The organism is Affinundibacterium fentianense, assembly GCF_018139545.1.
GTDB classification, from domain to species: Bacteria; Pseudomonadota; Gammaproteobacteria; order Burkholderiales; family Burkholderiaceae_D; genus Undibacterium; species Undibacterium fentianense.
This window is the reverse complement of record NZ_JAGSPJ010000002.1, coordinates 82,996-108,260: the sequence shown is the minus strand read 5'-3', so window position 1 is coordinate 108,260 and position 25,265 is coordinate 82,996. Positions and strand designations below refer to the sequence as shown.

General features: G+C 45.9%; 23 protein-coding genes and 1 tRNA gene. 14 read left to right on the top strand and 10 right to left on the bottom strand.

What is annotated here, in order from left to right; translation table 11 throughout:
* Positions 1–445: 445 nt before the first annotated feature.
* Complete coding sequence (locus KDM90_RS05365) at positions 446–628, top strand: hypothetical protein (protein WP_212674583.1); 183 nt, start codon at positions 446–448, stop codon at positions 626–628.
* Positions 629–980: 352 nt separating this feature from the next.
* On the opposite strand, the gene KDM90_RS05360 is transcribed toward KDM90_RS05365, so the two are convergent.
* From KDM90_RS05360 to mutL, 3 genes are all read right to left on the bottom strand, one after another.
* Positions 981–1,057, bottom strand: a tRNA-Met gene (locus tag KDM90_RS05360).
* Between the two features lie 101 nt (positions 1,058–1,158).
* Positions 1,159–2,097 carry a tRNA (adenosine(37)-N6)-dimethylallyltransferase MiaA gene (gene miaA / locus KDM90_RS05355; RefSeq protein WP_212674582.1) on the bottom strand — a complete coding sequence of 313 codons (939 nt, stop codon included), beginning with the start codon at positions 2,095–2,097 and terminating at the stop codon, positions 1,159–1,161.
* 96 nt (positions 2,098–2,193) lie between these two features.
* Positions 2,194–4,074 (bottom strand): DNA mismatch repair endonuclease MutL, encoded by a 1,881-nt coding sequence (gene mutL, locus KDM90_RS05350; RefSeq protein WP_212674581.1) that lies wholly within the window; start codon positions 4,072–4,074, stop codon positions 2,194–2,196.
* 122 nt (positions 4,075–4,196) lie between these two features.
* On the opposite strand from mutL, the gene KDM90_RS05345 reads away from it, so the two are divergent.
* From KDM90_RS05345 to KDM90_RS05330, 4 genes are all read left to right on the top strand, one after another.
* Positions 4,197–4,847 (top strand): VTT domain-containing protein, encoded by a 651-nt coding sequence (locus tag KDM90_RS05345; protein ID WP_212674580.1) that lies wholly within the window; start codon positions 4,197–4,199, stop codon positions 4,845–4,847.
* 582 nt (positions 4,848–5,429) lie between these two features.
* The gene (locus KDM90_RS05340) at positions 5,430–6,482 is read left to right on the top strand and encodes a methionine ABC transporter ATP-binding protein (RefSeq protein WP_212674579.1); all 1,053 of its coding nucleotides are present in this window, start codon (positions 5,430–5,432) and stop codon (positions 6,480–6,482) included.
* Between the two features lies 1 nt (position 6,483).
* A complete protein-coding gene (locus KDM90_RS05335) occupies positions 6,484–7,143 on the top strand; it encodes a methionine ABC transporter permease (protein ID WP_212674578.1) in 660 nt (219 codons plus the stop codon).
* A 26-nt stretch (positions 7,144–7,169) separates the two neighbouring features.
* On the top strand, positions 7,170–7,976 hold the full coding sequence (locus KDM90_RS05330) for a MetQ/NlpA family ABC transporter substrate-binding protein (protein WP_212674577.1): 807 nt from the start codon (positions 7,170–7,172) through the stop codon (positions 7,974–7,976).
* Positions 7,977–8,004: 28 nt separating this feature from the next.
* On the opposite strand, the gene KDM90_RS05325 is transcribed toward KDM90_RS05330, so the two are convergent.
* Together KDM90_RS05325 and tsaE are read right to left on the bottom strand one after the other, a co-directional pair.
* On the bottom strand, positions 8,005–9,369 hold the full coding sequence (locus tag KDM90_RS05325; protein WP_212674576.1) for an N-acetylmuramoyl-L-alanine amidase: 1,365 nt from the start codon (positions 9,367–9,369) through the stop codon (positions 8,005–8,007).
* A 15-nt stretch (positions 9,370–9,384) separates the two neighbouring features.
* Complete coding sequence (tsaE, locus tag KDM90_RS05320; protein ID WP_212674575.1) at positions 9,385–9,870, bottom strand: tRNA (adenosine(37)-N6)-threonylcarbamoyltransferase complex ATPase subunit type 1 TsaE; 486 nt, start codon at positions 9,868–9,870, stop codon at positions 9,385–9,387.
* A gap of 44 nt (positions 9,871–9,914) precedes the next feature.
* On the opposite strand from tsaE, the gene queG reads away from it, so the two are divergent.
* Entirely contained in the window at positions 9,915–10,991 is a 1,077-nt protein-coding gene (gene queG, locus KDM90_RS05315) for a tRNA epoxyqueuosine(34) reductase QueG (protein WP_212674574.1), read from the top strand.
* 27 nt (positions 10,992–11,018) lie between these two features.
* Here queG and KDM90_RS05310 read toward each other — a convergent pair whose 3' ends face one another.
* Together KDM90_RS05310 and KDM90_RS05305 are read right to left on the bottom strand one after the other, a co-directional pair.
* Positions 11,019–11,612 (bottom strand): response regulator transcription factor, encoded by a 594-nt coding sequence (locus tag KDM90_RS05310; protein WP_212674573.1) that lies wholly within the window; start codon positions 11,610–11,612, stop codon positions 11,019–11,021.
* 38 nt (positions 11,613–11,650) lie between these two features.
* Positions 11,651–13,573, bottom strand: a complete 1,923-nt coding sequence (locus KDM90_RS05305) for a two-component system sensor histidine kinase NtrB (RefSeq protein WP_230409626.1) — start codon at positions 13,571–13,573, stop codon at positions 11,651–11,653.
* A gap of 321 nt (positions 13,574–13,894) precedes the next feature.
* Here KDM90_RS05305 and KDM90_RS05300 point away from each other — a divergent pair, with 321 nt between their 5' ends.
* The 7 genes from KDM90_RS05300 (at position 13,895) to plsY (ending at position 20,302) form a co-directional block, all read left to right on the top strand.
* Complete coding sequence (locus KDM90_RS05300; RefSeq protein WP_212675010.1) at positions 13,895–14,893, top strand: TRAP transporter substrate-binding protein; 999 nt, start codon at positions 13,895–13,897, stop codon at positions 14,891–14,893.
* Positions 14,894–14,997: 104 nt separating this feature from the next.
* Positions 14,998–15,549: a TRAP transporter small permease gene (locus tag KDM90_RS05295; protein ID WP_212674571.1), complete on the top strand. Its 552-nt coding sequence runs from the start codon at positions 14,998–15,000 to the stop codon at positions 15,547–15,549.
* Entirely contained in the window at positions 15,546–16,826 is a 1,281-nt protein-coding gene (locus tag KDM90_RS05290; RefSeq protein WP_212674570.1) for a TRAP transporter large permease, read from the top strand. The genes KDM90_RS05295 and KDM90_RS05290 overlap by 4 nt, the downstream gene beginning before the upstream one ends.
* Before the next feature lie 536 nt (positions 16,827–17,362).
* A complete protein-coding gene (locus tag KDM90_RS05285; protein WP_212674569.1) occupies positions 17,363–17,902 on the top strand; it encodes a methylated-DNA--[protein]-cysteine S-methyltransferase in 540 nt (179 codons plus the stop codon).
* A 32-nt stretch (positions 17,903–17,934) separates the two neighbouring features.
* A complete protein-coding gene (gene xerD / locus KDM90_RS05280; RefSeq protein ID WP_212674568.1) occupies positions 17,935–18,870 on the top strand; it encodes a site-specific tyrosine recombinase XerD in 936 nt (311 codons plus the stop codon).
* 180 nt (positions 18,871–19,050) lie between these two features.
* The gene (gene ybaK, locus KDM90_RS05275; protein WP_212674567.1) at positions 19,051–19,536 is read left to right on the top strand and encodes a Cys-tRNA(Pro) deacylase; all 486 of its coding nucleotides are present in this window, start codon (positions 19,051–19,053) and stop codon (positions 19,534–19,536) included.
* 160 nt (positions 19,537–19,696) lie between these two features.
* The gene (gene plsY / locus KDM90_RS05270; RefSeq protein ID WP_212674566.1) at positions 19,697–20,302 is read left to right on the top strand and encodes a glycerol-3-phosphate 1-O-acyltransferase PlsY; all 606 of its coding nucleotides are present in this window, start codon (positions 19,697–19,699) and stop codon (positions 20,300–20,302) included.
* A gap of 112 nt (positions 20,303–20,414) precedes the next feature.
* Here plsY and tsaD read toward each other — a convergent pair whose 3' ends face one another.
* A complete protein-coding gene (tsaD, locus tag KDM90_RS05265; protein WP_212674565.1) occupies positions 20,415–21,455 on the bottom strand; it encodes a tRNA (adenosine(37)-N6)-threonylcarbamoyltransferase complex transferase subunit TsaD in 1,041 nt (346 codons plus the stop codon).
* A gap of 73 nt (positions 21,456–21,528) precedes the next feature.
* Entirely contained in the window at positions 21,529–23,658 is a 2,130-nt protein-coding gene (locus KDM90_RS05260) for a putative bifunctional diguanylate cyclase/phosphodiesterase (protein WP_212674564.1), read from the bottom strand.
* Positions 23,659–23,932: 274 nt separating this feature from the next.
* On the opposite strand from KDM90_RS05260, the gene KDM90_RS05255 reads away from it, so the two are divergent.
* Entirely contained in the window at positions 23,933–24,256 is a 324-nt protein-coding gene (locus tag KDM90_RS05255) for a hypothetical protein (RefSeq protein ID WP_212674563.1), read from the top strand.
* 156 nt (positions 24,257–24,412) lie between these two features.
* Here KDM90_RS05255 and KDM90_RS05250 read toward each other — a convergent pair whose 3' ends face one another.
* The gene (locus tag KDM90_RS05250; protein WP_212674562.1) at positions 24,413–25,090 is read right to left on the bottom strand and encodes a MarC family protein; all 678 of its coding nucleotides are present in this window, start codon (positions 25,088–25,090) and stop codon (positions 24,413–24,415) included.
* Between the last annotated feature and the right edge of the window lie 175 nt (positions 25,091–25,265).

Genomic DNA, 25,265 nt, shown 5'->3' with positions numbered 1-25,265 from the left:
TTTTTGAGCTTTACTATTGTCCCAAACATTTTCGCTTGGAAGATTTCAAATTAGCCAAAACCAATTTCGACATACCAAGCGGCGATTCTCTGTTGTGTTCCAATTTTAATTGACTAAATGTCGATATTGTAATCAATCTAACTAATAATTATTGCGCGAAAACTCAAGAGGAAATTTCGGGCAAAGGTAAATCTGTATTAAGAGATGGTGCGCGGAAACTTTTCTTTAATTGCCAGTAACGAGGGGGATATTCGATATTTCATCTTTTTTTTTGTGAAATTTTGTGAGTTCGCGTGTTCTGAATATTGCGACGCTTTGCAAAGAAAACAAACAAAAGACACCCATCTCAAAAGGTAATATTTTAATAAATAATCTTGCAATTTAATAATTGTTTGACCTAGGCTGAAGCCACTCTCAATTTTTCTCAAAATGGAGGAGGTGGTTCATGCCGATGGCACGTAGTCGTTATATCTCTTTGGAGGCAACACCGTATTATCACTGCATAGGGCGCTGTGTTCGTCGTGCTTTCTTGTGGGGTAAAGATCATTTCTCTGGGCAAGATTTTTCGCATCGTAAAGGCTGGGTGGTGGAGCGCTTGGCCGAGCTCTCTGAAGTGTTTGCGATGTAGGTGTGCGCGTATGCAGTCATGTCGAACCATTACCTTGTGGTGCTGCATGTGGATCGTGAGGCTGCGGCGAACCTAAGCCAAGAGGAAATACTGCAACGCTGGTCTCGGCTTTTCTCATTACCCACCATCCTTGACCAGTTTCCTCAAGGCCGCGAACTTGCCGCTTAGTTTCTACTTATCGCCCGCATTAAAAATGTGGGGATTACCCTGTTGAATAAATTGGATAATTTGATCTGAGTGGTTCAAAGCCGTCTCAAATCTGTCTCAAGTGAATAGGTAAAACGTGGAGTTGTGCTGAGAAAGAAAAAGGCTAACAAAAAAGCCCTGTTATTGCTAACAGGGCTTTGTGTTCTGGTGGTGATAGGTGGACTTGAACCACCGACCCCAGCATTATGAGTGCTGTGCTCTAACCAACTGAGCTATATCACCAAGAAGCCCAAGATTATGCCAGTTGAAGTCTGATGCGTCAAGAAATAATGTGATGCGTTTGTTCTCGATATTTAAAATACATTAACATCGCTCAAGTTGGTTTAAATCGCCTTGATTAGCTCGTGCGATTGGACAAGAACTTGTTCGTTAATTGTGTTTTTTGTGCAATCGATAATAATTCGCTCAGGAATAGAGCGACACCAGGTCAATTGACGTTTTGCTAATTGACGTGTTGCGATGATGCCGCGCTCGCGCATTTCTTGAAACGGAATATGACCTTCTAGGTAGTCCCACGCTTGGCGATAACCGACACAGCGGATTGAAGGGAGATCGGGCGTGAGATCTGGTCTTTGTTTAAGTCGCCGTACTTCGTCGATAAAGCCCTGTTCCAACATGTCGTCAAATCGTTTGGCGATGCGTTCGTGTAAAAAAGCCCGATCACTCGGTTCTAATGATATGGCGTGCAGTTGGAATGGCGCACTTGGCCGCACTTGTTGCGAGATCAAGGTCGACATCGCTTGTCCCGTCAGTTGATAAATTTCGAGTGCGCGTTGTATGCGTTGGCTATCGTTAACTTGGAGGCGCGCGGCAGTAATTGGATCGACTTGCATTAAGCGTGCGTGCAATCCTGCGACGCCAACTTGTGCCATCTCTGATTCGAGTTGAGTGCGAATCGTTGGGTCGGCCGGTGGCAGATCATCAATACCGTTGATCAGGGCTTTATAGTACATCATGGTGCCACCGACTAAGATGGGGAGCTTCCCACGCAGTTGAATTTCTTTGACTAGGCGAGCGCTGTCATTGAGAAATTGCGCAACGGAATAGGCTTCGCTTGGATCGATAATATCAATCAGGTGATGGGGAGCGGCTGCGAGTTCCTCTGAATTCGGCTTGGCTGTGCCAATATTCATGTCTCGGTAAACCAGTGCAGAATCGACCGAAATGATTTCTGCCGGTACTTCGCGGGCGATGGCTAAGGCTGCGGCAGTTTTGCCGGAAGCGGTAGGTCCCATGATTGCAATGATTTTTTGTTGTGGCATGGTGTTGTTCGTTTCAATAATTTGATCGCGCCCTTAGCCCGCTACGTTTGACGCTTTGAAATCGCTGGGCTGAGGCCTTTAGGTCTTTAAAACAAACTATTGGCCACGCATAAACATGCGGTCTAGATCGCTCATTCCTAGCTGGACCCAAGTTGGACGACCATGATTGCATTGATCTGCTCGTTCGGTTTGTTCCATTTGCCGCAAGAGTGCGTTCATTTCGACGATCGTCAGGCTGCGATTGGCACGAACAGCGGTATGACAAGCAAGTGTACCGAGTAATTCATTGCGTCGATCAATGAGGACGCGTGAGCCACCAAACTCTCTGACCTCGCGTAGGACATCACGGGCTAGCGATTGGGCATCTGCATTTTTTAACAGAGCTGGAACAGCACGAACCGCTAAGGTGGTGGGTGAGATCGCTGCAATGTCGAACCCGAGAGATTGCAAAATATCTTGATTTTCTTCCGCTGTGCCGACTTCGACAGCATCGGCATGGAAAGTCATGGGAATCAAGAGTGATTGAATCGGCATCGCATTTTCATCGAGTGCATTTTTTAGTTGTTCATAAAGAATGCGCTCGTGCGCAGCATGCATATCGATGAGAACCAAGCCCTTGCTATTTTGCGCTAGGACGTAAATGCCGTGGAGTTGGGCCAGTGCAAAACCAAGCGGATGCTCATCGGTTGACGAAGTCGAGGAGGCCCCAATATTGACAGAGGAATTGCCGCTAAACAGTGCTCCGTATTGTTCGGTGGACTGTCCTATGCCTGCAACTTGCGCTCGTTGCTGCATAAATTGGTAGTCATAGGCTGCGCCTCCGATGGGGGAGGCGGTGCGGGTCCCAGATTCCGAAAACGCTGGCGTGGCAAATTGTGTCGAGAAACTGGTTTGCTCTCCTCCAATCCATGGTAGTCGACTTCTTAGCTCGCCATTCTCGGCGATTCCTGCTGTGGCTGGGCCAGGAACGGTACCAAATGCAGTGGCTGAAGTTTGCGCTAAAGCGCGATTGACTGCATGGAAAACAAATTGGTGTACTGCGCGACTATCGCGAAAGCGGACTTCAATTTTGGATGGATGGACATTCACATCGACCAACGCAGGGTCCAAATCCAGGGCGATCACATACGAGGGATAGCGATCCCCATGGAGAACGTCTTGATAGGCAGCGCGGACTGCATGGGTGAGCAATTTGTCTCGGACAAATCGTCCATTGACATAAAAGTATTGCGAGTCGGCGCGGCCTTTTGACGCAGTTGGCAGTCCTATGAAGCCGTGTAGTCGCAGAGGGCCTGCGCTTTCATCAATGGGTAGCCGGGCGGCAGCGAATCCTTCGCCAAGTATGGTCGCGCTACGTTTGTCGATCGCACTGATGTTCCAGTGATCAACAATTTTGCCATTATGCGAGAGCGAGAATGATACGTCCGGACGTGCGAGCGCGATGCGGCGTACTACTTCAGCACAATGCCCAAATTCGGTTTGCTCCGATTTGAGAAATTTCCGTCTTGCTGGTGTGTTGTAATACAAATCTTGCACATCCACGGTCGTTCCTTGCGCTCCAGATGCGGGCGTGACTTTGCCATTTTCGATTTGCCATGCATGTGGTGCATCCGCAGTGCGTGTTGTAAGACTGAGTACTGCGACAGAGGAAATCGAGGCAAGAGCTTCGCCACGGAATCCGAGTGTTGCGACATTTTCTAGTTCTTCTAGCGAGCTAATTTTTGAGGTCGCGTGCCTTTGCATCGCTAACGGTAGCTGATCCGCAGGAATGCCGCGCCCATTATCGATGATCGCAATACGCTTGACGCCGCCTTCTTCAAGTCGGACTGTGATATTTGTCGCCCCTGCATCCAATGCATTTTCGAGTAATTCTTTTACTACGGCAGAAGGGCGTTCAACCACCTCACCGGCGGCAATTTGTGAAATTAAATGGTCTGGCAAGGCCAGAATTGGGCGTGGAGAGTAGGATGTCGTCATGCTGTCATTATAACTGGGTTCGCTTGGTGTATGATGTCGCCGCGAGTTCATTGCTTGCGTGTTTTCAGCAGTGTTTATTTCATTCAATCGTCAGAATTTTCCCTCACAGAAAGTTGAGCATTATGGATTTGATGCAGTTTTTAGATATGGTGTTGCATGTCGATAAAATGGGACAACTCATTGAACAATACGGCACCTTAATTTATGTCGTCCTTTTTGCCATCATTTTTTGTGAAACCGCGTTTGTTATTTTTCCGTTTTTGCCGGGGGATTCTTTGTTGTTTATCGCGGGGACCTTTTGCGCTGCGGGAGCCATGAATCCTTGGTTCTTGATCATACTGTTATTGGTCGCCTCTATCGTCGGAAATACGATTAATTATTGGATAGGCGCAAGTATTGGGCATCGCGTCATGGCCAGCAATTCACGCTGGATAGACAAATCTGCATTAGAAAAAACCCATGCCTTTTACGAAAAACATGGTGGTAAAACGATCGTACTGGCCCGCTTTACCCCCATCGTTCGAACCTTTGCACCGTTTGTGGCGGGCTTTTCTGAAATGAGCCATAAGAATTTTCAGTTCTTTAATGTACTGGGTGCGATCCTTTGGATTGGTTCTTTGGTATTGGCAGGGTATTATTTTGGACATATCCCCCTCATCAAGAATAATCTCTCTATCATCGTAATGATAGGAGTTGGTGCGGCAATTGTTCCGATCATTCTCGGCCTCGCATGGAAATTTGGTCGTCGTTTATTTTCCAAAAAAACACCGTAGATTCTCCTGCTTAAGTGTTCTAAATAAGCGCGTTCTTACGGGGTTGTGGGGTGGTGTGTTGGCATGGTTATGTATGGGTGAGCGATGAAAACCCCTGAACACCAACAGATTATATGGCTTCAAGTTCAAGCCCCAAATAAGCCAAAAGCGGGACAGCCGTGCAATGGTTGCGGGGTTTGTTGTGCGGCCAGCCCTTGTCCCGTTTCTCGCGTGTTCCTATGGCAGTGGCACGGAACTTGTCGTGCGCTTGAATGGTCAATTGAAGCGCAACAGTATCGCTGTGGCATGCTGCTCCGGCCATCTCATTATGTCAAAGCTCTACCCGCATGGCTTGTTCCTTTGTTTCGCCGTTGGATTCGTCGCTCAATTGCGGCGGACGTGGCTTGCGATTCGATTATTCAGCCCGAATAAAAGGGATGATTTGAACATTTCAAATGACTAAATGCCCCTACCTTATAAGCATAGCTTTTTAAATGATTGGAAAGTGGTATGTGAGTTCGTTAGAATGTGGGGACTTTGTGTAGCACTAGTTTAGCTGACATCAACTAGGTAGGAACGCAAATAGACAGAAGGATATTTTCAGTGATAGAAATCACCCAGTTAGAAAAAGAGTATGTGGTTCAAGGACGTGCAATACCTGCGCTAAGCGACATCAATCTAAAGATTGAACAAGGCGAAGTCTTTGGCATCATCGGGCGCTCAGGCGCGGGTAAAAGCACCTTATTGCGTGCTTTGAACTTACTGGAACGACCAACACGTGGCAAAGTCATCTTTGAAGGCGAGGATATTAGTCAGTTTCAAGCTGGACAACTGCAAGCTTTGCGTCAACGTATTGGCATGGTGTTCCAGCATTTTAATTTGCTGAACGCTAAGACAGTCAGCCAAAATATTGAGTTCCCGCTGAAATTGACGGGTAAATATGATGCGAATGAACGCCAGCAGCGCGTCGCTGAATTATTGCAATTAGTTGGTTTGCAAGAACACGCTGATAAATATCCTGCCCAATTGTCCGGTGGACAAAAACAACGTGTGGGAATTGCCCGCGCTTTGGCGAATTACCCACATTTATTGCTTTGTGATGAAGCAACTTCCGCGTTAGATCCTGAAACGACACAGCAAATTCTGAAGTTGTTGCTCGAGATTAATCAACAATTAGGCCTAACAATTGTATTGATCACGCATGAGATGCAAGTGATTCGTACGATTTGTGATCGCGTCGCTGTTATTGATCGGGGCGAGATCGTTGAGGTGGGCAATGTAGTAGAAGTATTCCTACATCCGCGCCACGCCGTGACGCAGAGTCTTGTCGCAGAAAATCAAGCGCTAGATCTCAGCTTGCTACAAGAATTAGCACAGCGTGGAAAGCGTCGTGAACACAGCCATTTATTACGTTTAACCTACGTGGGCAATTCGACACATGAACCGATTTTAAGTCGTATAACGGCACAGACGAGCGCGGAAATTGCGATTTTGCAAGGCGTCATCGCACGCATTAAAAATACACCGTATGGCCAGTTGATCGTCGAAGTGATTGGCGCAGAGGACGAAATCGATAAAGTTTTGAAGTTGTTAGGGCGGGCAGATATACGCGTCGATGTGTTAAATCATTTGCTCAATCAGATCGGAGGAAAATAAGATGGACTTCGCTTTAATTGATTGGGCAGATATTTTTCAGGCGACACTCGATACGCTGACCATGACGGGAGTGTCTTTGATTTTTACAATACTCTTGGGACTACCGCTAGGTGTACTGCTGTTTTTGACGAGTAAGCAGCAGTTGCTTGAGCAGCGTGGTATTTACGCTTTACTTTCGTTCGTCGTCAATATGCTGCGTTCGGTTCCTTTCATTATTTTACTGATCGTACTGATTCCTTTTACTCTGTTGTTGGTGGGGACATCCTTAGGCGTGGCTGGAACGATACCACCATTGGTGATTGGAACGACGCCATTTTTTGCAAGATTGGTCGAAAATGTGTTACGTGATGTCGACAAAGGTATTATCGAAGCCTGTCAAGCAATGGGGGCAAAGACACATCAAATTATTTTGCAGGCTTTGTTGCCTGAGGCCTTGCCGGGATTATTGGCCGCAACGACTGTGACCACGATTGCTTTAGTGTCTTATTCTGCGATGTCTGGCGTCATTGGCGGCGGTGGCTTAGGTGATCTCGCTTTACGTTATGGCTATCAACGTTTTCAAACGGAAGTCATGGTCGTCACCGTGGCGATTTTGGTGATCTTGGTACAGTTGTTTCAGTGGTGGGGCGATCTACTGGTGGCTAAGTTTACCCGTAAATAAATAATTGAAAAAAATTGAAAGGTTTTATGTCTGCTTTATTCCTCTTTTCACGTCGTGTCGCGGTAATCGCTAGTGTCGTTTTGCCCTTTTTTATTGGAGCAGTGCAAGCACAAGAGTCTTTAACGATTGCTGCGAATCCTGTGCCACATGCTGAGATCTTAGAATTCGTTAAGCCGCAATTGGCGAAACAAGGTGTGAACTTAAAGATCAAAGTTTTCACCGACTATATTCAACCAGGAGTACAGGTTAATGAGAAACATCTCGACGGAAATTACTACTTAACGCAACCGTATTTAAATGAATTTAAGAAAAGCCATAAAAACGATCTACAGGTTCCTTTGGTGAAGGTCCATGTCGAACCATTTGCAGGCTATTCAAGTAAATATAAAAAACTTAGTGATTTACCGAATGGAGCAACGGTTGCCATTCCGAATGATCCAGCCAATTCAGGTCGTGCTTTAATTCTCTTGGCGAAGCAAGGTCTGTTGAAGTTGAAAGATCTGAATAATATCTCGGCGACGAAAAAAGATATTGTTGAAAATCCGAAAAATTTGAAATTTAAGGAGCTGGAGGCAGCGACCTTACCGCGTATTTTGGGGCAAGTTGATTTGGCACTGATTAATACCAATTATGCGATTGAGGCCAAACTGAATCCTTTGAAAGATTCACTGTTTATTGAGGATGCGAATTCGCCGTATGCAAATTTATTGGTTGCACGTGAAGACAATAAAAATTCTCCGGCTTTCAAGAAGCTAGCTGCTGCGCTGAATTCACCCGAAGTGAAAAAATTTATTCAAGAGCGCTATAAGGGGGCCGTGGTACCGGCGTTCTAGTCACGTACAAGCGCAGTTACTCGCTGGTTCAGGCGAGTTTGCTGCGTTGTAGCGGGGGATTCTTCGCGAAGTATTTTTTAATCCCTTTCACGATTGCCTCCGCTAACTCATTTTGATAGGCTTCATCGGTCAATTTCGCTTCTTCTTCTGGATTCGAGATGAATGCTGACTCGATTAAAATACTCGGAATATCAGGCGCTTTTAAGACCACGAAACCAGCCTGCTCGACCGATGCTTTGTGCAATCGATTGATCGACGCAATCTCTTTTAGAACCACTTTTCCTACTTTGATACTGTCATTAATTTGAGCGGTCGTCGATAAGTCTAATAAAACACCGGCAAGTTGTTTATCTTGATTCTTAAGATTGATACCGCCGATCAAATCCGCATCGTTTTCTTTTTTCGCGAGCCAGCGCGCTGCGGTTGAAGTTGCACCGCGTTCTGACAGTACAAAAACAGAAGAGCCACGCGCAGTTGGCTCAACAAAGGCATCAGCATGAATAGAAACCAGTAAATCCGCTTGGACGCTACGGGCCTTACTTACGCGGGTTTGCAATGGAACGAAATAGTCAGCGTCGCGAGTTAGCATCACGCGTATATGTTCTTCCTTCTCAAGATGATGCTTGAGGCGCTTGGCGATCGCCAACACCACATCTTTCTCGCGACTTCCACCGCGTCCTATTGCACCAGGATCCTCGCCACCATGACCAGGATCGAGTGCGATGGTGATCATAGGAATTTGTTTGTTTTGGTCTTTCGCATCGTTATTGGTTTCGCTATTGCGTTTGTCACCTGCTTCGGCGGGTTTGGCAAGCTTCTCAGATTTGTTTGATTGTATTCCGGGCACTGACTTGTTACCTGCTACCGCAGCACTTAAGGCATCCTCTTTTTGCCATTCGCCTTTTTCAATCAACGCGGTGATTGGATCGATGGGATTCGCTGGATATAAATCAAATACCAACCTGTGTTGATAAGTACCAATAGGCTTGAGAGTGAAAACTTGCGGGTTAATTTCTTCTTTGAGATCAAATACCATTCGCACCACATTTGGGCGATTTTGTCCGACACGGACTTGTTTGATATAGGGATCATTGGTTTGTATCTTTGCGACCAACTCCTTTAAGGTCGTATTCAAAGTTAAACCTTCGATTTCGACCACGAGTCGATTTGGATCCTTTACGAGAAAATGGCTGGCTTTGAGTTCAGCATCATTTTCAAGCGTGACCCGAGTGTAATCTGCTGCTGGCCAAACGCGGACTGCCAAAATTTGCATTGCAGTCGCAGTCTGTGGCGCAAGTACCGATAAAAGCAAGCAGCCGCCTGCTTGAAGAAACGTACGGCGGGTCCCGGCACACGTGCTGTTGGACGTAAGTTTCTGGTGACGCTTGTGCATAGTGAATGGATGCTATTAAAGATTGGGCGCAAAGCGCAATTGTGACAGACTAGACTCACCTTTGTCAGTGTGTGCCCTGATGTCGACGTCGCGACCTTCGTCGAGAATGGTAATGTCAATTTGAATATCAGGAAGAGGGAGAACTCCATCCGCTTTGTCGGGCCATTCGATGATACAAATCGTTTCTGTATTAATCTCATCACGGAAACCCGCTTCGGTGAATTCATCGGGACTACGTAGACGATATAAGTCAAAGTGCATCAGTTTGATGCGATTTCCTTGAACGCTAATTTGATACGGTTCAGCGAGAGTATAGGTTGGGCTTTTAACCGTACCAACATATCCCGATGCATGCAAAATTGCGCGTGTCAGGGCGGTCTTGCCAGCACCAAGATCTCCATTCAAATAGATGATGAGTCCCGCGCGTAAACAATGTGCGAAACTCTTTCCTAACGCGAGTGTCGCCGCTTCATCTGCTAAGCTTGTCTTATAATGTTGCATTCTCAATTCACTGCTGCCTGTCAAGGCTCAAAACATACCATAACATGAGTGATTACGTCCAACTTGCGCAGGAGATCAAAGACCTAGGCCGACAGGCGGGGTTCGCGGACGTGCGCATTAGTGATGTCGATTTGTCGCACACCGTAGAGCGCTATCAAGAATGGATTGCCGCTGGGCATCATGGTGAAATGACGTACATGGAAAGTCATGGTAGTAAGCGCTATCGGCCCGATGAATTAGTCCCTGGAACCGTTCGGGTAATTAGCGTGCGAGTTGACTATTTGCCTCGTTCAAGCACAAAAAATTGGCGTGAGCGAGAACAGCGACATGCAGCTGATACTGCGATCATTTCGATCTATGCACGTGGACGCGACTATCACAAGGTATTGCGCCAGCGTTTGCAGCAGCTTGCAAGCACCATAGAAACACGTCTTGGAGCTTTGGGCTATCGCGCGTTTACCGATTCGGCGCCGGTGATGGAAGTGGCTCTAGCGGAAAAAGCGGGCCTAGGTTGGCGTGGAAAACATACTCTTTTGTTGAATCGAGAAGCGGGTTCGCTTTTTTTCCTAGGTGAGATACTGGTGGATATCCCTCTACCTGTTGATCCACCAACTTCGAATCACTGTGGTAGTTGCCAAAGTTGTATTGATGTCTGTCCTACTCGTGCAATTATTGGACCTTATCAATTAGATGCGCGTCGTTGCATTTCGTATTTGACAATAGAGTTGCACGGTGCGATACCTCTAGAGTTTCGTTCCATGATAGGCAATCGTGTATATGGTTGTGATGACTGCCAATTGTATTGTCCTTGGAATAAATTCGCGCAGATGGCCGTACTCGATGATTTTGAGGTCCGACACGGCTTGGATCAAGCGAGCATGTTAGACCTGTTTGGATGGAGTGAAAGTGAATTTTTGCGAAAAATGGAAGGCAGTCCAATTCGCCGTATTGGGTATGAAAGATGGTTACGTAATTTAGCTGTGGGTCTGGGTAATGCTGCGAAGGAATTCAAAGGTCGCGCAGATATAGTACAAGCGTTACAGAGACGACGCGATGATTTGGCTACGTCTGAATTGGTACGCGAGCACGTTGTCTGGGCTTTGGATCAACACCAAGTTTGAGCAAGATGGGAGGATTTCCTACTCGCATTATTGCTTCAAAAGTCCAGCGAGTTCGACCGCAGTTTTGATCTGCATTTTATCGAAAATATGCGCGCGATGGACTTCGACTGTGCGCATGCTAATACCGAGTTCATCGGCAATATTTTTGTTCATTTTTCCTTGTAAAATCCGTTCCAATACTTCCTGCTCACGCTGCGAAAGACTCTCTAAGCGCAATTGTATTTGATGCTTTTCGCCAGCTTTGATGGATTGTTCTAAGGCTTGTTCTACCCTGTCCATGAGTGCATTGTCGTTGAATGGCTTTTCGAAAAAATCAAACGCGCCACGCTTCAAGCTATCGACTGCCATCGGGACATCACCGTGACCCGTTAAGAAAATGACTGGTAGGCGTTGGGTTAGGCGGCGCACACTTAAAATCTCGAATAAAGCGGTGCCGCTAAGTTCCGCCATACGGACATCCAGTAAGAGACAATCTCCCTCCTTGGCAAAATCGAATCCTTGATTCATTTTCGCAAGAAATGCTTCAGCATTCGGATAGGTTTGTGAAGGAATTTGCCGAGATCGCGCGAGCCAACTCAATGCATCACGTAGAATATCTTCATCGTCAACGATATGTAGCATAGTGTTCCTATGTCGATTGATGCTGCTGTATTTTCGAATTAGTTAGGGGAAGTCGCGCAAGGAATGGTGAACTCGAAAATTGTGCCACCAGTCGGATTGGCTCTGTGCTTTAAACTTCCACCATGAAACTCTAGCGCAGTTCGACAAATATTCAAACCCATCCCCATTCCGCTCGCTTTTGTCGAGAAAAAAGGTGAAAAGAGTTTCTCGCCGACTTCGGCACTGATACCATGTCCTCGATCGATCACTTGTATCAAAAGATGTTTGTGGGTGTTGCCAGGGGGCGTATTTGGGTTTGTATTTCGCGTTGTCTCGTCCTCGACTGGGATTGCATGCGCGTGAATTTGCAGTTGACGCTGCTGAATATCAATTTCATGCATTGCTTCAATGGCGTTTCGAGTTAAGTTTAGAATAACTTGTTCGATCAGTACTTTGTCAGCAAAAATTTCCGGTAAATCAGGATCAATTTGGTAATGCACGTGCACATGATGGCTTTGTGCCTGAAGCGCAATAAGTGGCATGACGCTCTGGAGTAATGCGTTGACATTAAAATTGACGCGGCTTGCTTCGCGCTTGCGGACAAATTCATGCACACTGCGAATTACCTGTGCGGCTCGAAGTGCTTGCTGGCGCGCTTTTTCCATCGCCTCACGCAATAAAAGCGGATCGGTTTGGTTTTGACTAATAAGGTTGATCGCTCCCGTGGTGTAGCTCGAGATTGCCGCCAATGGTTGATTCAACTCGTGCGCCAACATAGATGCCATCTCTCCCATCGTTGCAAGACGCGCGTTTTGATGCACTTTTTCTTCTTGTTGTCGACTTAATTCTTGGGCTCGTTTGAGTTCAGAGACATCCAAGATGGAGCTCATCCACCCCGTTTGTTTGCCATGCTCGTCGACCAGTGGTGATTCGTAAATGAGAACCGGAAAACGTTCACCGTTTGCGCGTTGGTAGATGGTTTCAAAACCCTCAGGTTGCACCGTGCCGGTTAAAATTTGTGCGAACCGATTTTCGTATTCTGCGATTTCTTCTGGCGCCCAGTAAGGCATGGGAGGAAGCTTGCCAATCAGTTCGTCCTCCGGGAAACCGATCATTTTACAAAAAGATGGATTGACATAAGTTAGGCGCCCCTGCATGTCGCGCGCGCGCAAGCCGGTAATTAGCGAATTTTCCATGGCAGCGCGGAATGCCGCTTCTTTGCGTAGCGCCCCTTCTGCTCGTAAACGCCGATGGATGTCGCGCCATAACGCAAATAAACTCCACACCAAACCGAGTGATAAGAGAACCACACTGACGACCAATAGATTAGAGAGGAGTTTGGGCTCGGCTTTCGTACTGTTGGTGTGTAAGTTAAGGCTAAGTTGCGGAAAATCGAGTTGACGATTGTGTGTGTAGACATTTTTTCCACGTCCGCCTGCCGCACGCCGTGCAATTACTTTGTCTTCGTTGTCGATCAGACTGATGTCATTTTCTTGGGCGAACCACCATGGAACGATTTCATCGAGCAAAGTTTGCAGGCGAAATGAAACCATAATACTGGCGCGGTAGATGTGATTCCGAAATATAGGATAGCGGCACAGAATATCGCTACCATTACTTGTCTTTGTGGGTAGGAGTCGACTACAGGATGGCTTATGTAGTTTTTCAGTAAAACTTTCACTTGCTTTGAGCGCTTGTTGAAATGGAAAAATGTCTTCCTCGGAGTTGCGGTAATGACTATCGAAATTACTCGCGACTAGAAGGTTTTGCGCGTCCCACAGAATGATATCTTGAATTTCGTGGTTATTTCCACTTAACAATCGCAAGCGTTCTGCCACCGTTTGTTTGTTGAGTTTATTGTCAACGAAGTCGTCAGCCAGATTGGTGAGACTTTCTTCATGGCGTTTGAGTTGGAATTGCAGGGCTTGTTCGACCCACAGCGTGTCGGCAATCAATTGCTCTTGGCGCTCGTTTGTTTCCATCTTTTGCGCCTGCCACGGTAACCAAATCAAGATTGCAACAAATAGCATGACCAAAAGGACGGGTAAGATCCAAGGTAGAGTGGTCTGGAATCGTCTGCTTTCTAAAGGTTTGATTTTCATACTAAAAGTGTAGCTGAAGTGAGGCAAAAATCGGTGCGGATTGGGAAATTGTCGATTTCTGACGACATTGTGGTTTACCACAGTTGTGTATTTGATTTAACAAGGCTAATAATGAGGCATAACATTTAATAGGAGACACCGATGAACACCAAGAATCAAGCACTTTTGCAATCTCAAACCAAGCGCCAGACTTTACGTGTGATGTTGACAACGATGGGCGCAGCTCTAGCAGTCGCTGGCTTTAGCCATTATGCCCATGCACAAAATCCTATCGTGATCAAATTTAGTCATGTCGTCGCGAACGATACGCCCAAAGGTAAAGCGGCTGAGCGGTTTAAAGAGTTAGCGGAAAAAGGAACAAAAGGTCGTGTGAAGGTTGAGCTTTATCCGAATAGCACTTTGTATAAAGACAAAGAGGAATTAGAAGCATTGCAACTCGGTGCAGTCCAAATGCTGGCGCCCTCCTTGGCAAAGTTTGGTCCCTTGGGTGTGAAAGAATTTGAAGTTTTTGATTTGCCATACATCTTTCAAAATCGCGATGTGCTACACCGCGTTACGGAAGGTCCTGTCGGAGCGGGTTTGCTAGCGAAGTTAGAACCTAAAGGCATCACAGGTCTAGGTTTTTGGGACAATGGCTTTAAAGTGATGTCTTCGAACGTACCGATGCGGCTGCCGAGCGATTTGAAAGGAAAAAAACTGCGCATACAGTCATCAAAAGTGTTAGATGCACAAATGCGGGCGCTCGGCGCGAATCCTCAAGTGATGGCATTTTCAGAAGTGTACCAAGCCTTACAAACAGGCGTGGTTGATGGAACCGAAAATCCACCGTCTAATTTGTATACGCAAAAAATGCATGAGGTGCAGAAACACGTGACCGTAACGAATCACGGTTATCTTGGCTACGCCGTGATTGTGAATAAAAAATTCTGGGATGGTTTACCCGCTGATATTCGTACCGAGCTAAATAAAGCGATGAAGTCAGCAACGCAATATGCGAATGCGATCGCACAAATTGAAAATGATAATGCCTTAGATGCGGTTAAAAAGTCGGGCAAAACAACGGTTTATCAATTGACTGACAAAGAACGCGCTGACTGGGTGAAAGCTTTGATGCCGGTGCAGAAAGATATGGAAGGTCGAATTGGTAAAGACCTCATCCAAAGTGTCCACAAGGAAGCTGCCGCTCTCGGTTTGAAATAATCCTTAGGCATTACTAACACGTCTTCGAATAAAACCAGATTGGCAATGCGGTATCGCTGATCTGGACAATTCCTTTTTTTAAATTTGATTCTCAAGGAGCTCGCATGAAATTGCTTGATCACTTGGAAGAGTATTTGATCGCCTTGTTGATGGCTACGGCGACCATAATTACCTTCATTGCAGTCGTACATCGCTATATGTCTGGGTTCAATATTCCTGGCGTGCAGGATTTCCTGATTAGCCTCAACACAAGTTGGGCGCAAGAATTGACAATTTATCTGTTTGTTTGGATGGCGAAGTTCGGCGCTGCTTATGGTGTTCGATCTGGGATTCACGTTGGGGTTGACGTTTTGGTGAATCGATTAAGTGAAGCGAATAAAAAACGCTTTGTCGTGATCAGTTTAGGCGCGGGTGCCTTGTTCACGGGAATCATTGGAACTTTGGGTGCCTATTTTGTCTACGGCATTGCACAGACAGATCAAACCTCTCCTGATATGGAAATCCCAATGTGGTGGGTCTATCTTGCCATTCCTTTGGGATCCTATTTAATGTCCTTTCGATTCTTGCAAGTCGCGTGGATATTTATCCGGAGCGGCGAGCTACCTAAGCATGATCACGCCCATGTTGAAGGCTTAGAGGATGAGGTGACAGCATGAGTGCCCTGATCATTTTTGGATTGCTTTTATTGTTAATGCTGACGGGGATGCCAATTTCGATTGCGCTTGGCCTGACTGTTTTAACCTTTCTTTTTACCATGACCTCAGTGCCGATTGAATCGGTCGCACTGAAACTATTCACGGGCATTGAAAAGTTTGAAATCATGGCGATTCCTTTCTTTATCTTGGCAGGGAATTTCTTGACGCATGGTGGTGTTGCACGACGAATGATTCAATTTGCGATTTCTATGGTTGGACATTGGCATGGTGGATTAGCGCTTGCCGGCGTATTAGCATGTGCTTTATTTGCTGCGGTTTCTGGATCCTCGCCAGCGACGGTTGTTGCAATTGGCTCGATTATTTTGCCAGCGATGGTGAAACAGGGGTATCCCAAAGGATTTGGCGCAGGGGTGGTGACAACCTCAGGGGCATTGGGTATTTTGATTCCACCATCGATCGTGATGGTGATGTATTCGGTTTCGACCAATACATCGGTTGGGAAATTGTTCATGGCAGGGGTGATACCTGGCCTCATGCTGGCATTTTTTCTTGGATTGACGACGTGGTTTTTGGCGCGTAAACACCAGTATCCGAGAATGCCTAAAGCAAGTTGGGGTGAGCGCTTAACAGCGTTTAGAAAGAGTGCTTGGGGTTTGTCGCTTATCGTCATCGTCATGGGAGGAATTTACTCAGGGGTCTTTACGCCTACCGAAGCGGCCGCGGTTGCTGCGGTGTATGCATTTTTCATTGCCGTCTTTGTGTATAAAGATATGAGTCTCAAAAAGGTACCGAAAGTCCTGATTGATTCCGCTGCGATGTCTGCCATGCTTTTGTATATCATCACAAACGCGGTTTTATTTTCATTTCTGATGACGAGCGAAAATATCCCGCAGGCGATGGCCGGCTGGATACTGGATAGCGGTTTCGGCATGATCAGTTTTTTATTTGTCGTGAATATTTTGTTGTTGTTAGCAGGGAATGTGATGGAGCCATCGTCGATTGTATTGATCATGGCGCCCATTCTGTTTCCGGTCGCGATGAAGTTGGGTATTGATCCCGTGCATTTTGGCATCATTATGGTAGTGAACATGGAAGTGGGAATGTGTCACCCACCTGTCGGATTGAATTTATACGTTGCGTCAGGAATTACCAAAATGGGGATTACAGAATTAACCGTGGCGGTTTTACCTTGGCTGTTCACGATGCTGGGGTTTCTGTTACTCGTTACTTACGTGCCTTCGATTTCAACGTGGTTGCCGAATTTAATTTACAACTAAATGCTTGGTTGCTCGTTGTAATGAAGACTCAAAAAGCTGCGACATTCATCACGAATCTCGCAGCTTTTTTTGGGTATTGGCGAATTGCAAGATTTCAAAATTTCTCGTTGGCATTACTTCTATTTCCACTGAGAAAATATCATCTCTCATTTTGAATTAGCACATTTTTTTTGAAGTTTGCGATCTTTCTCTGCTGCAGAAGCACAAATGCAACAAAGCTTTTTTTAAATGAAAAGCGATGATTGTTTTGCGCAAAAGACATGCTATATTTCGCACACCTTAAATTTTCAATGTCGATGGTTCCGAGGAACGCCACTGTCAATTTTCGAAGGCCGAATAAGGAAGTGCAATAATAGTGCCCAGCAGGGTGCAGTCAAAAAGGGGGGGAGATTCGCGTTTCAATATAAGCTGAGTCCTGTTCAATAAGACTAAACAGCTCAAACGTGAAAAAATTTGGAAGGCGCATCAAATGATGCGCCTTTTTTCTTGGCGATTTATGTAGGACAATCACATAAAAATGATGGATTGGAAAAATCATGGCAACGCCGGAAGCAAATTTGCATGCAACAATTTTCTCTGCAATCATCCCAGCACCGTTCGGTTTTATGGGTGTGCGAACAGAATTGAATCAACTGACTGAGTTAGTTTATCTACCTCCGCGTTTTCAAGAAAAAGCGCCGAATGATGCAGTGTCAGAGCAGACTGCACGACAAATTGAACGTTATTTTTCTGATCCAACATTTCAATTTAATCTGCCATTGAAGCCATACGGCAGTGCATTTCAACAAAAGGTATGGCAAGCGATAGCTCGTATTCCATGTGGCGAAGTGCGCACCTACGGACAGATTGCAAAGCATATTCAATCAGCCCCGAGAGCGGTCGGACAAGCTTGCGGCGCGAATTGGTTTCCGCTGATCATTCCATGCCATAGGGTTACCGCTGCGGGTGGTTTGGGCGGTTTTGCCCATCACGACGATGAAACGGGATTTCATCTCGGCGTCAAATTATTTTTACTGCGCTTAGAAGGCGTCGCTGAATATAATCGATCGAGCCAGCAACAGGTGCCAATGTGGTAGCGCGAAAGAAAGTCGCATCGCGGAGTGAGTTGATGCCGGACCAGCTTGCGCATTCATCCAATTCAGTTGAATTGACTCCGCAAGTTCAAGCGCAAATTGACCAATTTTGCGATAGTTTATGGTTAGAAGATGGATTGGCAAAAAATTCGTTGGATGCCTATCGACGTGATATACGTTTGTTCGCAGAGTGGCTACAGCTTGAATATCAAAAAGATTTGTTAGACGTCAATGAAGCCGATATTTTTGCGTATGTAGCAGCAAAGCATCGTAGTTCAAAGGCGACATCTGCGAATCGCAGGATGACCGTTTTAAAGCGGTTTTACCAACAGGCATTTCGGTCGCATCAAATTGCGGTCAATCCCTGCACGAAGCTTCGATCTGCGAAACAGGCGGACCGACTACCGAAGACCTTGAGTGAGGCACAAGTTGAAGCCTTGTTGCATGCACCGGACGTGCAAACTCCTTTAGGTTTGCGTGATCGTACGATGCTCGAGCTTCTGTATGCTTGTGGGTTACGGGTATCCGAACTGGTGTCACTCAAATCGTTTGAAGTGAGTTTGAACGATGGTGTGCTGCGGGTGACAGGGAAAGGAAGTAAGACCCGACTGGTTCCATTTGGTGAGCTCGCTAGAATGTGGCTGCAGCGTTATTTGGGTGAGGCTAGACCGGTGATTTTGAATGGACAAATCGACGATGCACTCTTTGTTACTGCACGAGGAGGGGCGATGACTAGACAAATGTTTTGGGTCGTCATTAAGAAGTCCGCTGCGCAAGCAGGAATTACCACACCCTTGTCACCACATACACTTCGACACGCCTTTGCGACTCATTTACTTAATCATGGTGCCGATTTGCGGGTGGTGCAATTGCTCCTAGGTCATGCTGATATTTCGACAACGCAGATTTATACTCATGTAGCGCGTGAACGTCTCAAACAATTGCACGCACAGCATCATCCACGTGGGTGAAATACAAAGATGTATCGTGATTGTTTTTGCGCACAACTTTTAGCAGCAATCCTTCGTCGCGATAGTCAGACTATGTTAGTCGCCAGCTGTACTCGGTATAATGGTCATTCGTAAGTTGTATCGTAGGATGAGCGATGCAGCGCGTCATATTTGAAAATTTGAATTCTGGACGGATGCATTTTGGCAAAAAAAGAACATGTATCAGAGACTCCGGCAACCCAATTGCTGCGAAAAAAAGGGGTGCAATTTACCGAGCATCCTTATGCGTACGAGGAGCATGGGGGAACCGCAGTCTCCTCTCGAGAACTGGGTGTGGATGAGCATGCAGTGGTGAAAACGCTGATCATGCAGGATGAACAGGCCAAACCGATGGTCGTGTTGATGCACGGAGATAAAACCGTTTCAACAAAAAATTTGGCTAGGCAAATTTTTTGTAAATCAGTCGAACCTTGTAAGCCGGATGTGGCACAGCGGCATTCTGGTTATATGATAGGGGGGACCTCACCGTTTGGAACCAAGAAAGCAATGCCAGTCTATGTTGAACAGAGCATATTTGATTTGGAAAAAATCTATCTGAACGGTGGACGGCGTGGTTACTTGATCGGAATAGATCCGCAAATTTTGATTGAAATTCTAGGTGGCAAACCTGTCAATTGTGCTTTGTAGTGTTGAGTTTGAGTAAAGCACTAGAGTTTCGAGATTGACTGTGCAAAAATAGACGGCTAAATTGGATTGTCTGCGCTACATTCGACTTGATTGACAATCAATGCGATCTGATTGGACGTTCAACCTACGACATAACTTAAAATGATAGATGAGGTAACAGATGGCTTCAGTGCTCGCGATTCTTGCGGCTTATTTAATTGGTTCCATTTCTTTTGCTGTGGTGGTAAGCCGTTTGTTTGGCTTGTCTGATCCACGTACTTATGGTTCAAAAAATCCAGGGGCAACCAACGTTTTACGTAGTGGTAATAAGGCAGCGGCGGCTCTAACTTTGTTGGGTGATGGATTTAAAGGCTGGCTCGCGGTCTGGTTGGCACTCACTTTCAAAGAGCAATATGAATTGGGAAGCAGCACCATTGCGGCGGTAGGATTAGCTGTGTTCATCGGTCATTTATGGCCGGTATTTTTTCGCTTTGTCGGTGGTAAAGGTGTTGCAACGGCCTTGGGTGTGCTGTTGGCAATCAATGTTTGGTTGGGCGTTGGTACGTTTGTGACTTGGTTAGTGGTTGCGTATGCCTTCCGCTATTCTTCTTTGGCAGCCCTGATAGCGTCCTTGTTTGCACCGTTTTACTATGGTCTATTATTTGGTCCCGATTTGACTTTATTGGCGGTTGCCATCATGAGTGGTCTTTTAATTTATCGGCACGGTTCGAATATTGCGAATTTGATGCGTGGTAAAGAAAGTCGGATCGGTTCTAAGAAAAAATAAATCAACTGACTTGGGCGTGGAGTTGCCCCCCATACAGTTAAAAAACCTCGTCATAGATTGACGAGGTTTTTTTATGCTTATTTGGGGTCGATCTGCGTGCTAGGGTAAGAACTCAAGCTTGAACTAATTCGTGCAACGGCCAACGAGGACGCACGTTAAAACTATAGTTTTTGTCCGCTTGCTCTGGGTAAGCAAGTAAGCGCATGGCACCGGCGAAAGCGATCATCGCACCATTGTCGGTACAAAATTCTAGTTCGGGGTAGAACACTTCAAACCGTTTTTTCGGATTCGCTGCGTTTGCTGCCGCATTCAAACTTGCTCGGAGTTGGCGATTTGCACCGACACCACCGGCAATCACCAAGCGCTTGAGACCGGTTTGTTTCATTGCAGTCTGGCATTTAGCAACCAAGACGTCGATGATGGCATCGACAAACCCTCGCGCGACGTTTGCCTTGTCCTGCTCGCTTAATGCATTGGGATACTTTCTTACTGCTGTTAAGACCGCTGTTTTTAGTCCCGAGAAACTAAAATTCAAGTCTTTTGAGTGCAACATGGGTCTTGGAAACTGATGTACATCAGGATCACCTAGGCTTGCAAGTTGCGAGATCGCTGGTCCTCCTGGGTAGGCCAAACCTAGTAATTTTGCAGATTTATCAAAAGCTTCACCCGCAGCGTCGTCCAAAGTTTCACCAAGCAATTCATATTGACCCACTGCGTCGACTCGCATCAGTTGGGTATGCCCACCTGAAACGAGAAGGGCGATAAAGGGAAATGAAGGCGGTTCGCTCGCCAGCAAAGGAGAAAGTAAATGTCCCTCTAAATGATGGATGCCAATGAGGGGCTTATCTAATGCCATCCCCAAGCCACATGCAACCGAGGCTCCGACCAACAAGGCGCCAGCTAAACCGGGTCCTTGGGTGTAAGCGATCGCGTCAATTTGATGCTTAGCAATTTGTGCTTTTTCGAGCGCTTCGGTCAAGAGTGGGATAGCACGTCTGACATGATCGCGAGAGGCAAGTTCAGGGACCACACCGCCGTATTCTTGATGCATCGCAATTTGTGAATGCAGGGCGTGCGATAGCAAGCCACGCTCGGTATCAAATAAGGCAATACCGGTTTCATCGCAGGAAGATTCGATGCCAAGGACGATCATAATTAAATTTTAAGAAAGAGAAAAATCAGTGTGCCGCTATTATAAAGCATTGCGTCAGCCCATTTAGCTTGCCTTAGCCTCGGTGAACCGAACGTGGCAAGTTCTCCAGCCAAGTGTCTAATGCAGACCCATGCAGAGGTTTGCTAGCGAAATAGCCCTGTATCGCATCACAACCGAGATCGGTTAACGTAGTACGCTCCTCTTGAGTTTCAATTCCCTCTGCGATGACATGAAGATCTAAGCCATGGCCCATGTCGATGATGGTTTTCACCAATTTTTGCGTTGCGTCGTGTTGATCGAGATTGATTACAAAACTGCGATCGATCTTTAATTCGGATACTGGAAGCTTTTGTAAATATGCAAGCGACGAGTGGCCTGTACCAAAGTCGTCGATTGATAGTCCAATACCTGTATTTCTCAGCATGTCGAGCAAAGTTATCGCGTTCTCCGGATTTTCCATGATGCCACTCTCCGTCAATTCCAAATGAAGATTATTCGGCGTGACTTGATATTGATGGAGGAACTGTCTGACGCGATCTGGGAAATGATGATCACGTAAGTCATTGGTACTGACGTTGACAGCAATACTCAAAGTTGGATAGCGATCTCGCCACTGTGCCAATGTTTTCACTGCTTTCTCTAGCATCCAATTTGTTACATGGTGGATATAACCTGCTCGTTCAGCGAATGGCACAAATTCTGCGGGTGAAATGAAGCCTCTTCTCGGATGTTGCCAGCGGACTAGTGCTTCAAATCCATAGCAACTTTGATCACATAAACGAATTTTTGGTTGCAACCACATCTGTAGCTCGTCATTTTGAATGGCGGCACGGAGGTCCGATAATAAACTGAGGTGGCTCAAGCGCGAGGCCTCTTGCGCATCGGAATACCATGCAGATGATGCTGTGCGTTCTTTCGCTGCATACAGTGCGATCTCCGCATTCCGTATGAGTGTGGTTAGATTCTTGGTTTCCGCATTTGCTAATGCAACACCAAAAACAAGATTGATATCGACACTGTAGCTGTTGCATTGAATTGGTAGATTGAGTGCATGGTTAATGCCCTCGATGAGCCGTTGTACTAATCCTTTACTATCGGAATCAGACTTCTCGGCGCAAATCAATGCAAATTGACCCCCTGAAAATTTAGCGAGAAAAATCCGGGCGTCAACATAAGGATTAACTGCATGTTGAATACGTCGACAAGTCTCAACAATTAAGGTATCTCCTGTACCAAAACCTAGAGTCTCATTCACAATTTTGAGGCGCGCCATGTCCATGATGATCATGGCATGATGTTGCAGGTCTTGGTGTTCATATTTTTTCAGTAAGTGTGTGCGATTGGGTAACCCACTTAATTGATCAAAATAAGCGAGCTGCTTGATCTCTGCTTCACGAACGGCGACAGCATCTGTCATGATATTCAGTGCTTGGCTTACTTGACTGATCTCGGCGGTGTTGGTTGGTGGTAGTTTATGTGAGTAGTCTCCTGAGGCGATTCTTAAAGCGTTAAGTTCTAGCATGCGGAGCGGTTGTACAACGCTGTGTTGTGTCATAAACGCTAGTCCGATACCTAACAATACAGCGAGAATAGAAATGGCGAGAATCTCTAGTTTAAGTCGCGCTAAATCAGATCGGACTTCTTCCTGCCTCAGTTGTATGCGTTGCTTCGCGAGTACAAGTAGGGTATTGCTTTCGTTTAAGAATTGTTCGCGTGCTGGAGCAACCTGTGTTTCAAAAACTTGTTTTGCACCAAGCGCATGTTCTAATTCGATTTCATCAAATAGATTTAAATAGGATTGCCGATATTGTTGATGAGTTATCGATAATTTTTCTAAGCAAAGTCGTTGTGCTTCGTCTTCGAATTCGGTACTGAGTTGCTGAATTAGTTCATCAATATGTTTTTTCTTTGCATCGATGGCGTCATAAGCTGGCTTGCGTTTTTCTTGAGTAGCGTTAAATATCAAGACTAAGGCACTAGTAGAACCTTCAATATCCAGCGCGAGGTTCTGTACTTGCAAGAGTTTTTGTAGATCTTGGTTTGCAAATTCCTGACTTCGTTTCGAGACCTCTTGGACATGAACGACGCTGCGCACGGTAACAAAAATAAATAGCGACAAGATTGCTAAATAGCTGAGTGCGAGTCGGTAACTAATTCGACTGGGTAGGCATCGATCAATTAAAGACTGATAGACATTTTTCATGATTCGATTTCGGTGAATTTCTTGAGTGGCCTGCATTGATGGCGTGTAACAGCAAAAGTCATTGGTTAGTCGCTTGCAAATTGCAATACTAGTCTAAAGCATTAAAGCAAATTGCCCACAGACTGCAAAGCGATATTTTGATTCTATGTATGAACCGTTGTAAGTCGATACAGAATATTTACCAACCTAGTGCGAAAATAAATAAAACAACCTTATCGCTACGTGCTTGGGCTAAAATCAATAACTCATATTCAATAGGTTTGAGGAGAATGCGATGTTTTTAGATCACGCTAAAATTTCTGCTACGCATAGCGAGACAGAGCCCGATCGGATTGAAAGACTCAATCGCGTGTACGGCTATGCAATGGCCATGGCTGATGCGGATGGGAATAGTGATTGCATTACAAAATTAGCTAAACTACACGATCATAAAGGGACGCTGATGGTGATTTGGCATGAGGCACCGACGGAGTTCGAGCGCATTTACTTTTTGAAAGCATGGAAAAGTAAAATTGGCGACGAATCGACGCATGTGGAACATGCTTTGATGCTCGGTGAACCCACCTCAGAAGCTGACGTTGTTGACGATACTCTCTAGAGATATTGGAGAAAGTTGTTACGCGATCTAGACCTTGAATGACAAGGGAATACCTCAGAGTTTTATTCATAAAAAAAGCATGTTGGACACGCGCGGTAGTGTGATCAACATGCTTTTTTTTCGCAAAGTGTTGCGATTAAATGGCCATAGCGCAAGTTACAGTTTTAAATCTTCCAACAATTCTGAGATTCCAGACCAACCGATCTCGATGCCGATGCACAATAAGATAAATGCCGATAAGCGCATCAGTACCGTCGCTCCCACGTCGCCAAGAAAGCTCTCCAGATTGCGCGCAAATCGATAGGATAAATAGATTGCAAAGCTGGTAATGAATACACCGATAGTTGCGGCAATGCCTGTGATTAACCAATCAACTGGCTTGGTTGGGAGTTGCGCGCCGAGAGTGATTGACGTTGCGATTGCTCCGGGGCCGACGGTTAGGGGAAAACTAAATGGATAGAAACTATGGCGACGTAATTCCTCTTTAGTCCAATTTCCTGCCGATTCTGCTACAGAGTTGCGTAGTTTATCTTGCCCCTGATCGTTGAGCAGTTTCCAACCAGCCATACCAACGACAATTCCGCCCGCAACTCGTACGATCGGTAAAGAAATACCGAAAAAGTCGAGAACGTACGATCCCACAAATACAGCACCCATCAGTAGGAAAAAACAGTTAAATGCGATTCGCTTTGCTAGCCGATTTGCCATAATTTGATCCATAGGACCCGTCATGGATAAGAAGATAGGGGCGACCGCAATGGGATTTAATATTGGTAACAAGGTCACGGGTACCACGACGAGTGCTTTAACAAACACCGACAATGCAATACTCATCTTAACTCCTAAAATTTCGAATGCTTGTGATTATGCAATATTTAGTGAGGCTGGTGACAAACTAAATCATCCACTGTCTTGAATGTGTCACGTTGCCATTGAGCAGCAATGGGAATGCAGGGTTTGGCTGTCATTAAATGGACATGAAATTGTCACAATCCTGAAGTATTGCCAG

Bases quoted from the DNA above. Each gene is read 5' to 3' on its own strand.
- queG (WP_212674574.1), top strand. From the start codon at position 9,915: ATGAGTGATTACGTCCAACTTGCGCAGGAGATCAAAGACCTAGGCCGA.
- KDM90_RS05305 (WP_230409626.1), bottom strand. From the start codon at position 13,573: ATGGAAACAAACGAGCGCCAAGAGCAATTGATTGCCGACACGCTGTGG.
- KDM90_RS05295 (WP_212674571.1), top strand. From the start codon at position 14,998: ATGAAATTGCTTGATCACTTGGAAGAGTATTTGATCGCCTTGTTGATG.
- KDM90_RS05345 (WP_212674580.1), top strand. From the start codon at position 4,197: ATGGATTTGATGCAGTTTTTAGATATGGTGTTGCATGTCGATAAAATG.
- xerD (WP_212674568.1), top strand. From the start codon at position 17,935: ATGCCGGACCAGCTTGCGCATTCATCCAATTCAGTTGAATTGACTCCG.
- KDM90_RS05255 (WP_212674563.1), top strand. From the start codon at position 23,933: ATGTTTTTAGATCACGCTAAAATTTCTGCTACGCATAGCGAGACAGAG.
- KDM90_RS05335 (WP_212674578.1), top strand. From the start codon at position 6,484: ATGGACTTCGCTTTAATTGATTGGGCAGATATTTTTCAGGCGACACTC.
- KDM90_RS05290 (WP_212674570.1), top strand. From the start codon at position 15,546: ATGAGTGCCCTGATCATTTTTGGATTGCTTTTATTGTTAATGCTGACG.
- mutL (WP_212674581.1), bottom strand. From the start codon at position 4,074: ATGACGACATCCTACTCTCCACGCCCAATTCTGGCCTTGCCAGACCAT.
- KDM90_RS05250 (WP_212674562.1), bottom strand. From the start codon at position 25,090: ATGAGTATTGCATTGTCGGTGTTTGTTAAAGCACTCGTCGTGGTACCC.
- plsY (WP_212674566.1), top strand. From the start codon at position 19,697: ATGGCTTCAGTGCTCGCGATTCTTGCGGCTTATTTAATTGGTTCCATT.
- KDM90_RS05260 (WP_212674564.1), bottom strand. From the start codon at position 23,658: ATGAAAAATGTCTATCAGTCTTTAATTGATCGATGCCTACCCAGTCGA.
- tsaE (WP_212674575.1), bottom strand. From the start codon at position 9,870: ATGCAACATTATAAGACAAGCTTAGCAGATGAAGCGGCGACACTCGCG.
- tsaD (WP_212674565.1), bottom strand. From the start codon at position 21,455: ATGATCGTCCTTGGCATCGAATCTTCCTGCGATGAAACCGGTATTGCC.
- KDM90_RS05300 (WP_212675010.1), top strand. From the start codon at position 13,895: ATGTTGACAACGATGGGCGCAGCTCTAGCAGTCGCTGGCTTTAGCCAT.
- KDM90_RS05325 (WP_212674576.1), bottom strand. From the start codon at position 9,369: ATGCACAAGCGTCACCAGAAACTTACGTCCAACAGCACGTGTGCCGGG.
- miaA (WP_212674582.1), bottom strand. From the start codon at position 2,097: ATGCCACAACAAAAAATCATTGCAATCATGGGACCTACCGCTTCCGGC.
- KDM90_RS05285 (WP_212674569.1), top strand. From the start codon at position 17,363: ATGGCAACGCCGGAAGCAAATTTGCATGCAACAATTTTCTCTGCAATC.
- KDM90_RS05310 (WP_212674573.1), bottom strand. From the start codon at position 11,612: ATGCTACATATCGTTGACGATGAAGATATTCTACGTGATGCATTGAGT.
- KDM90_RS05330 (WP_212674577.1), top strand. From the start codon at position 7,170: ATGTCTGCTTTATTCCTCTTTTCACGTCGTGTCGCGGTAATCGCTAGT.
- KDM90_RS05365 (WP_212674583.1), top strand. From the start codon at position 446: ATGCCGATGGCACGTAGTCGTTATATCTCTTTGGAGGCAACACCGTAT.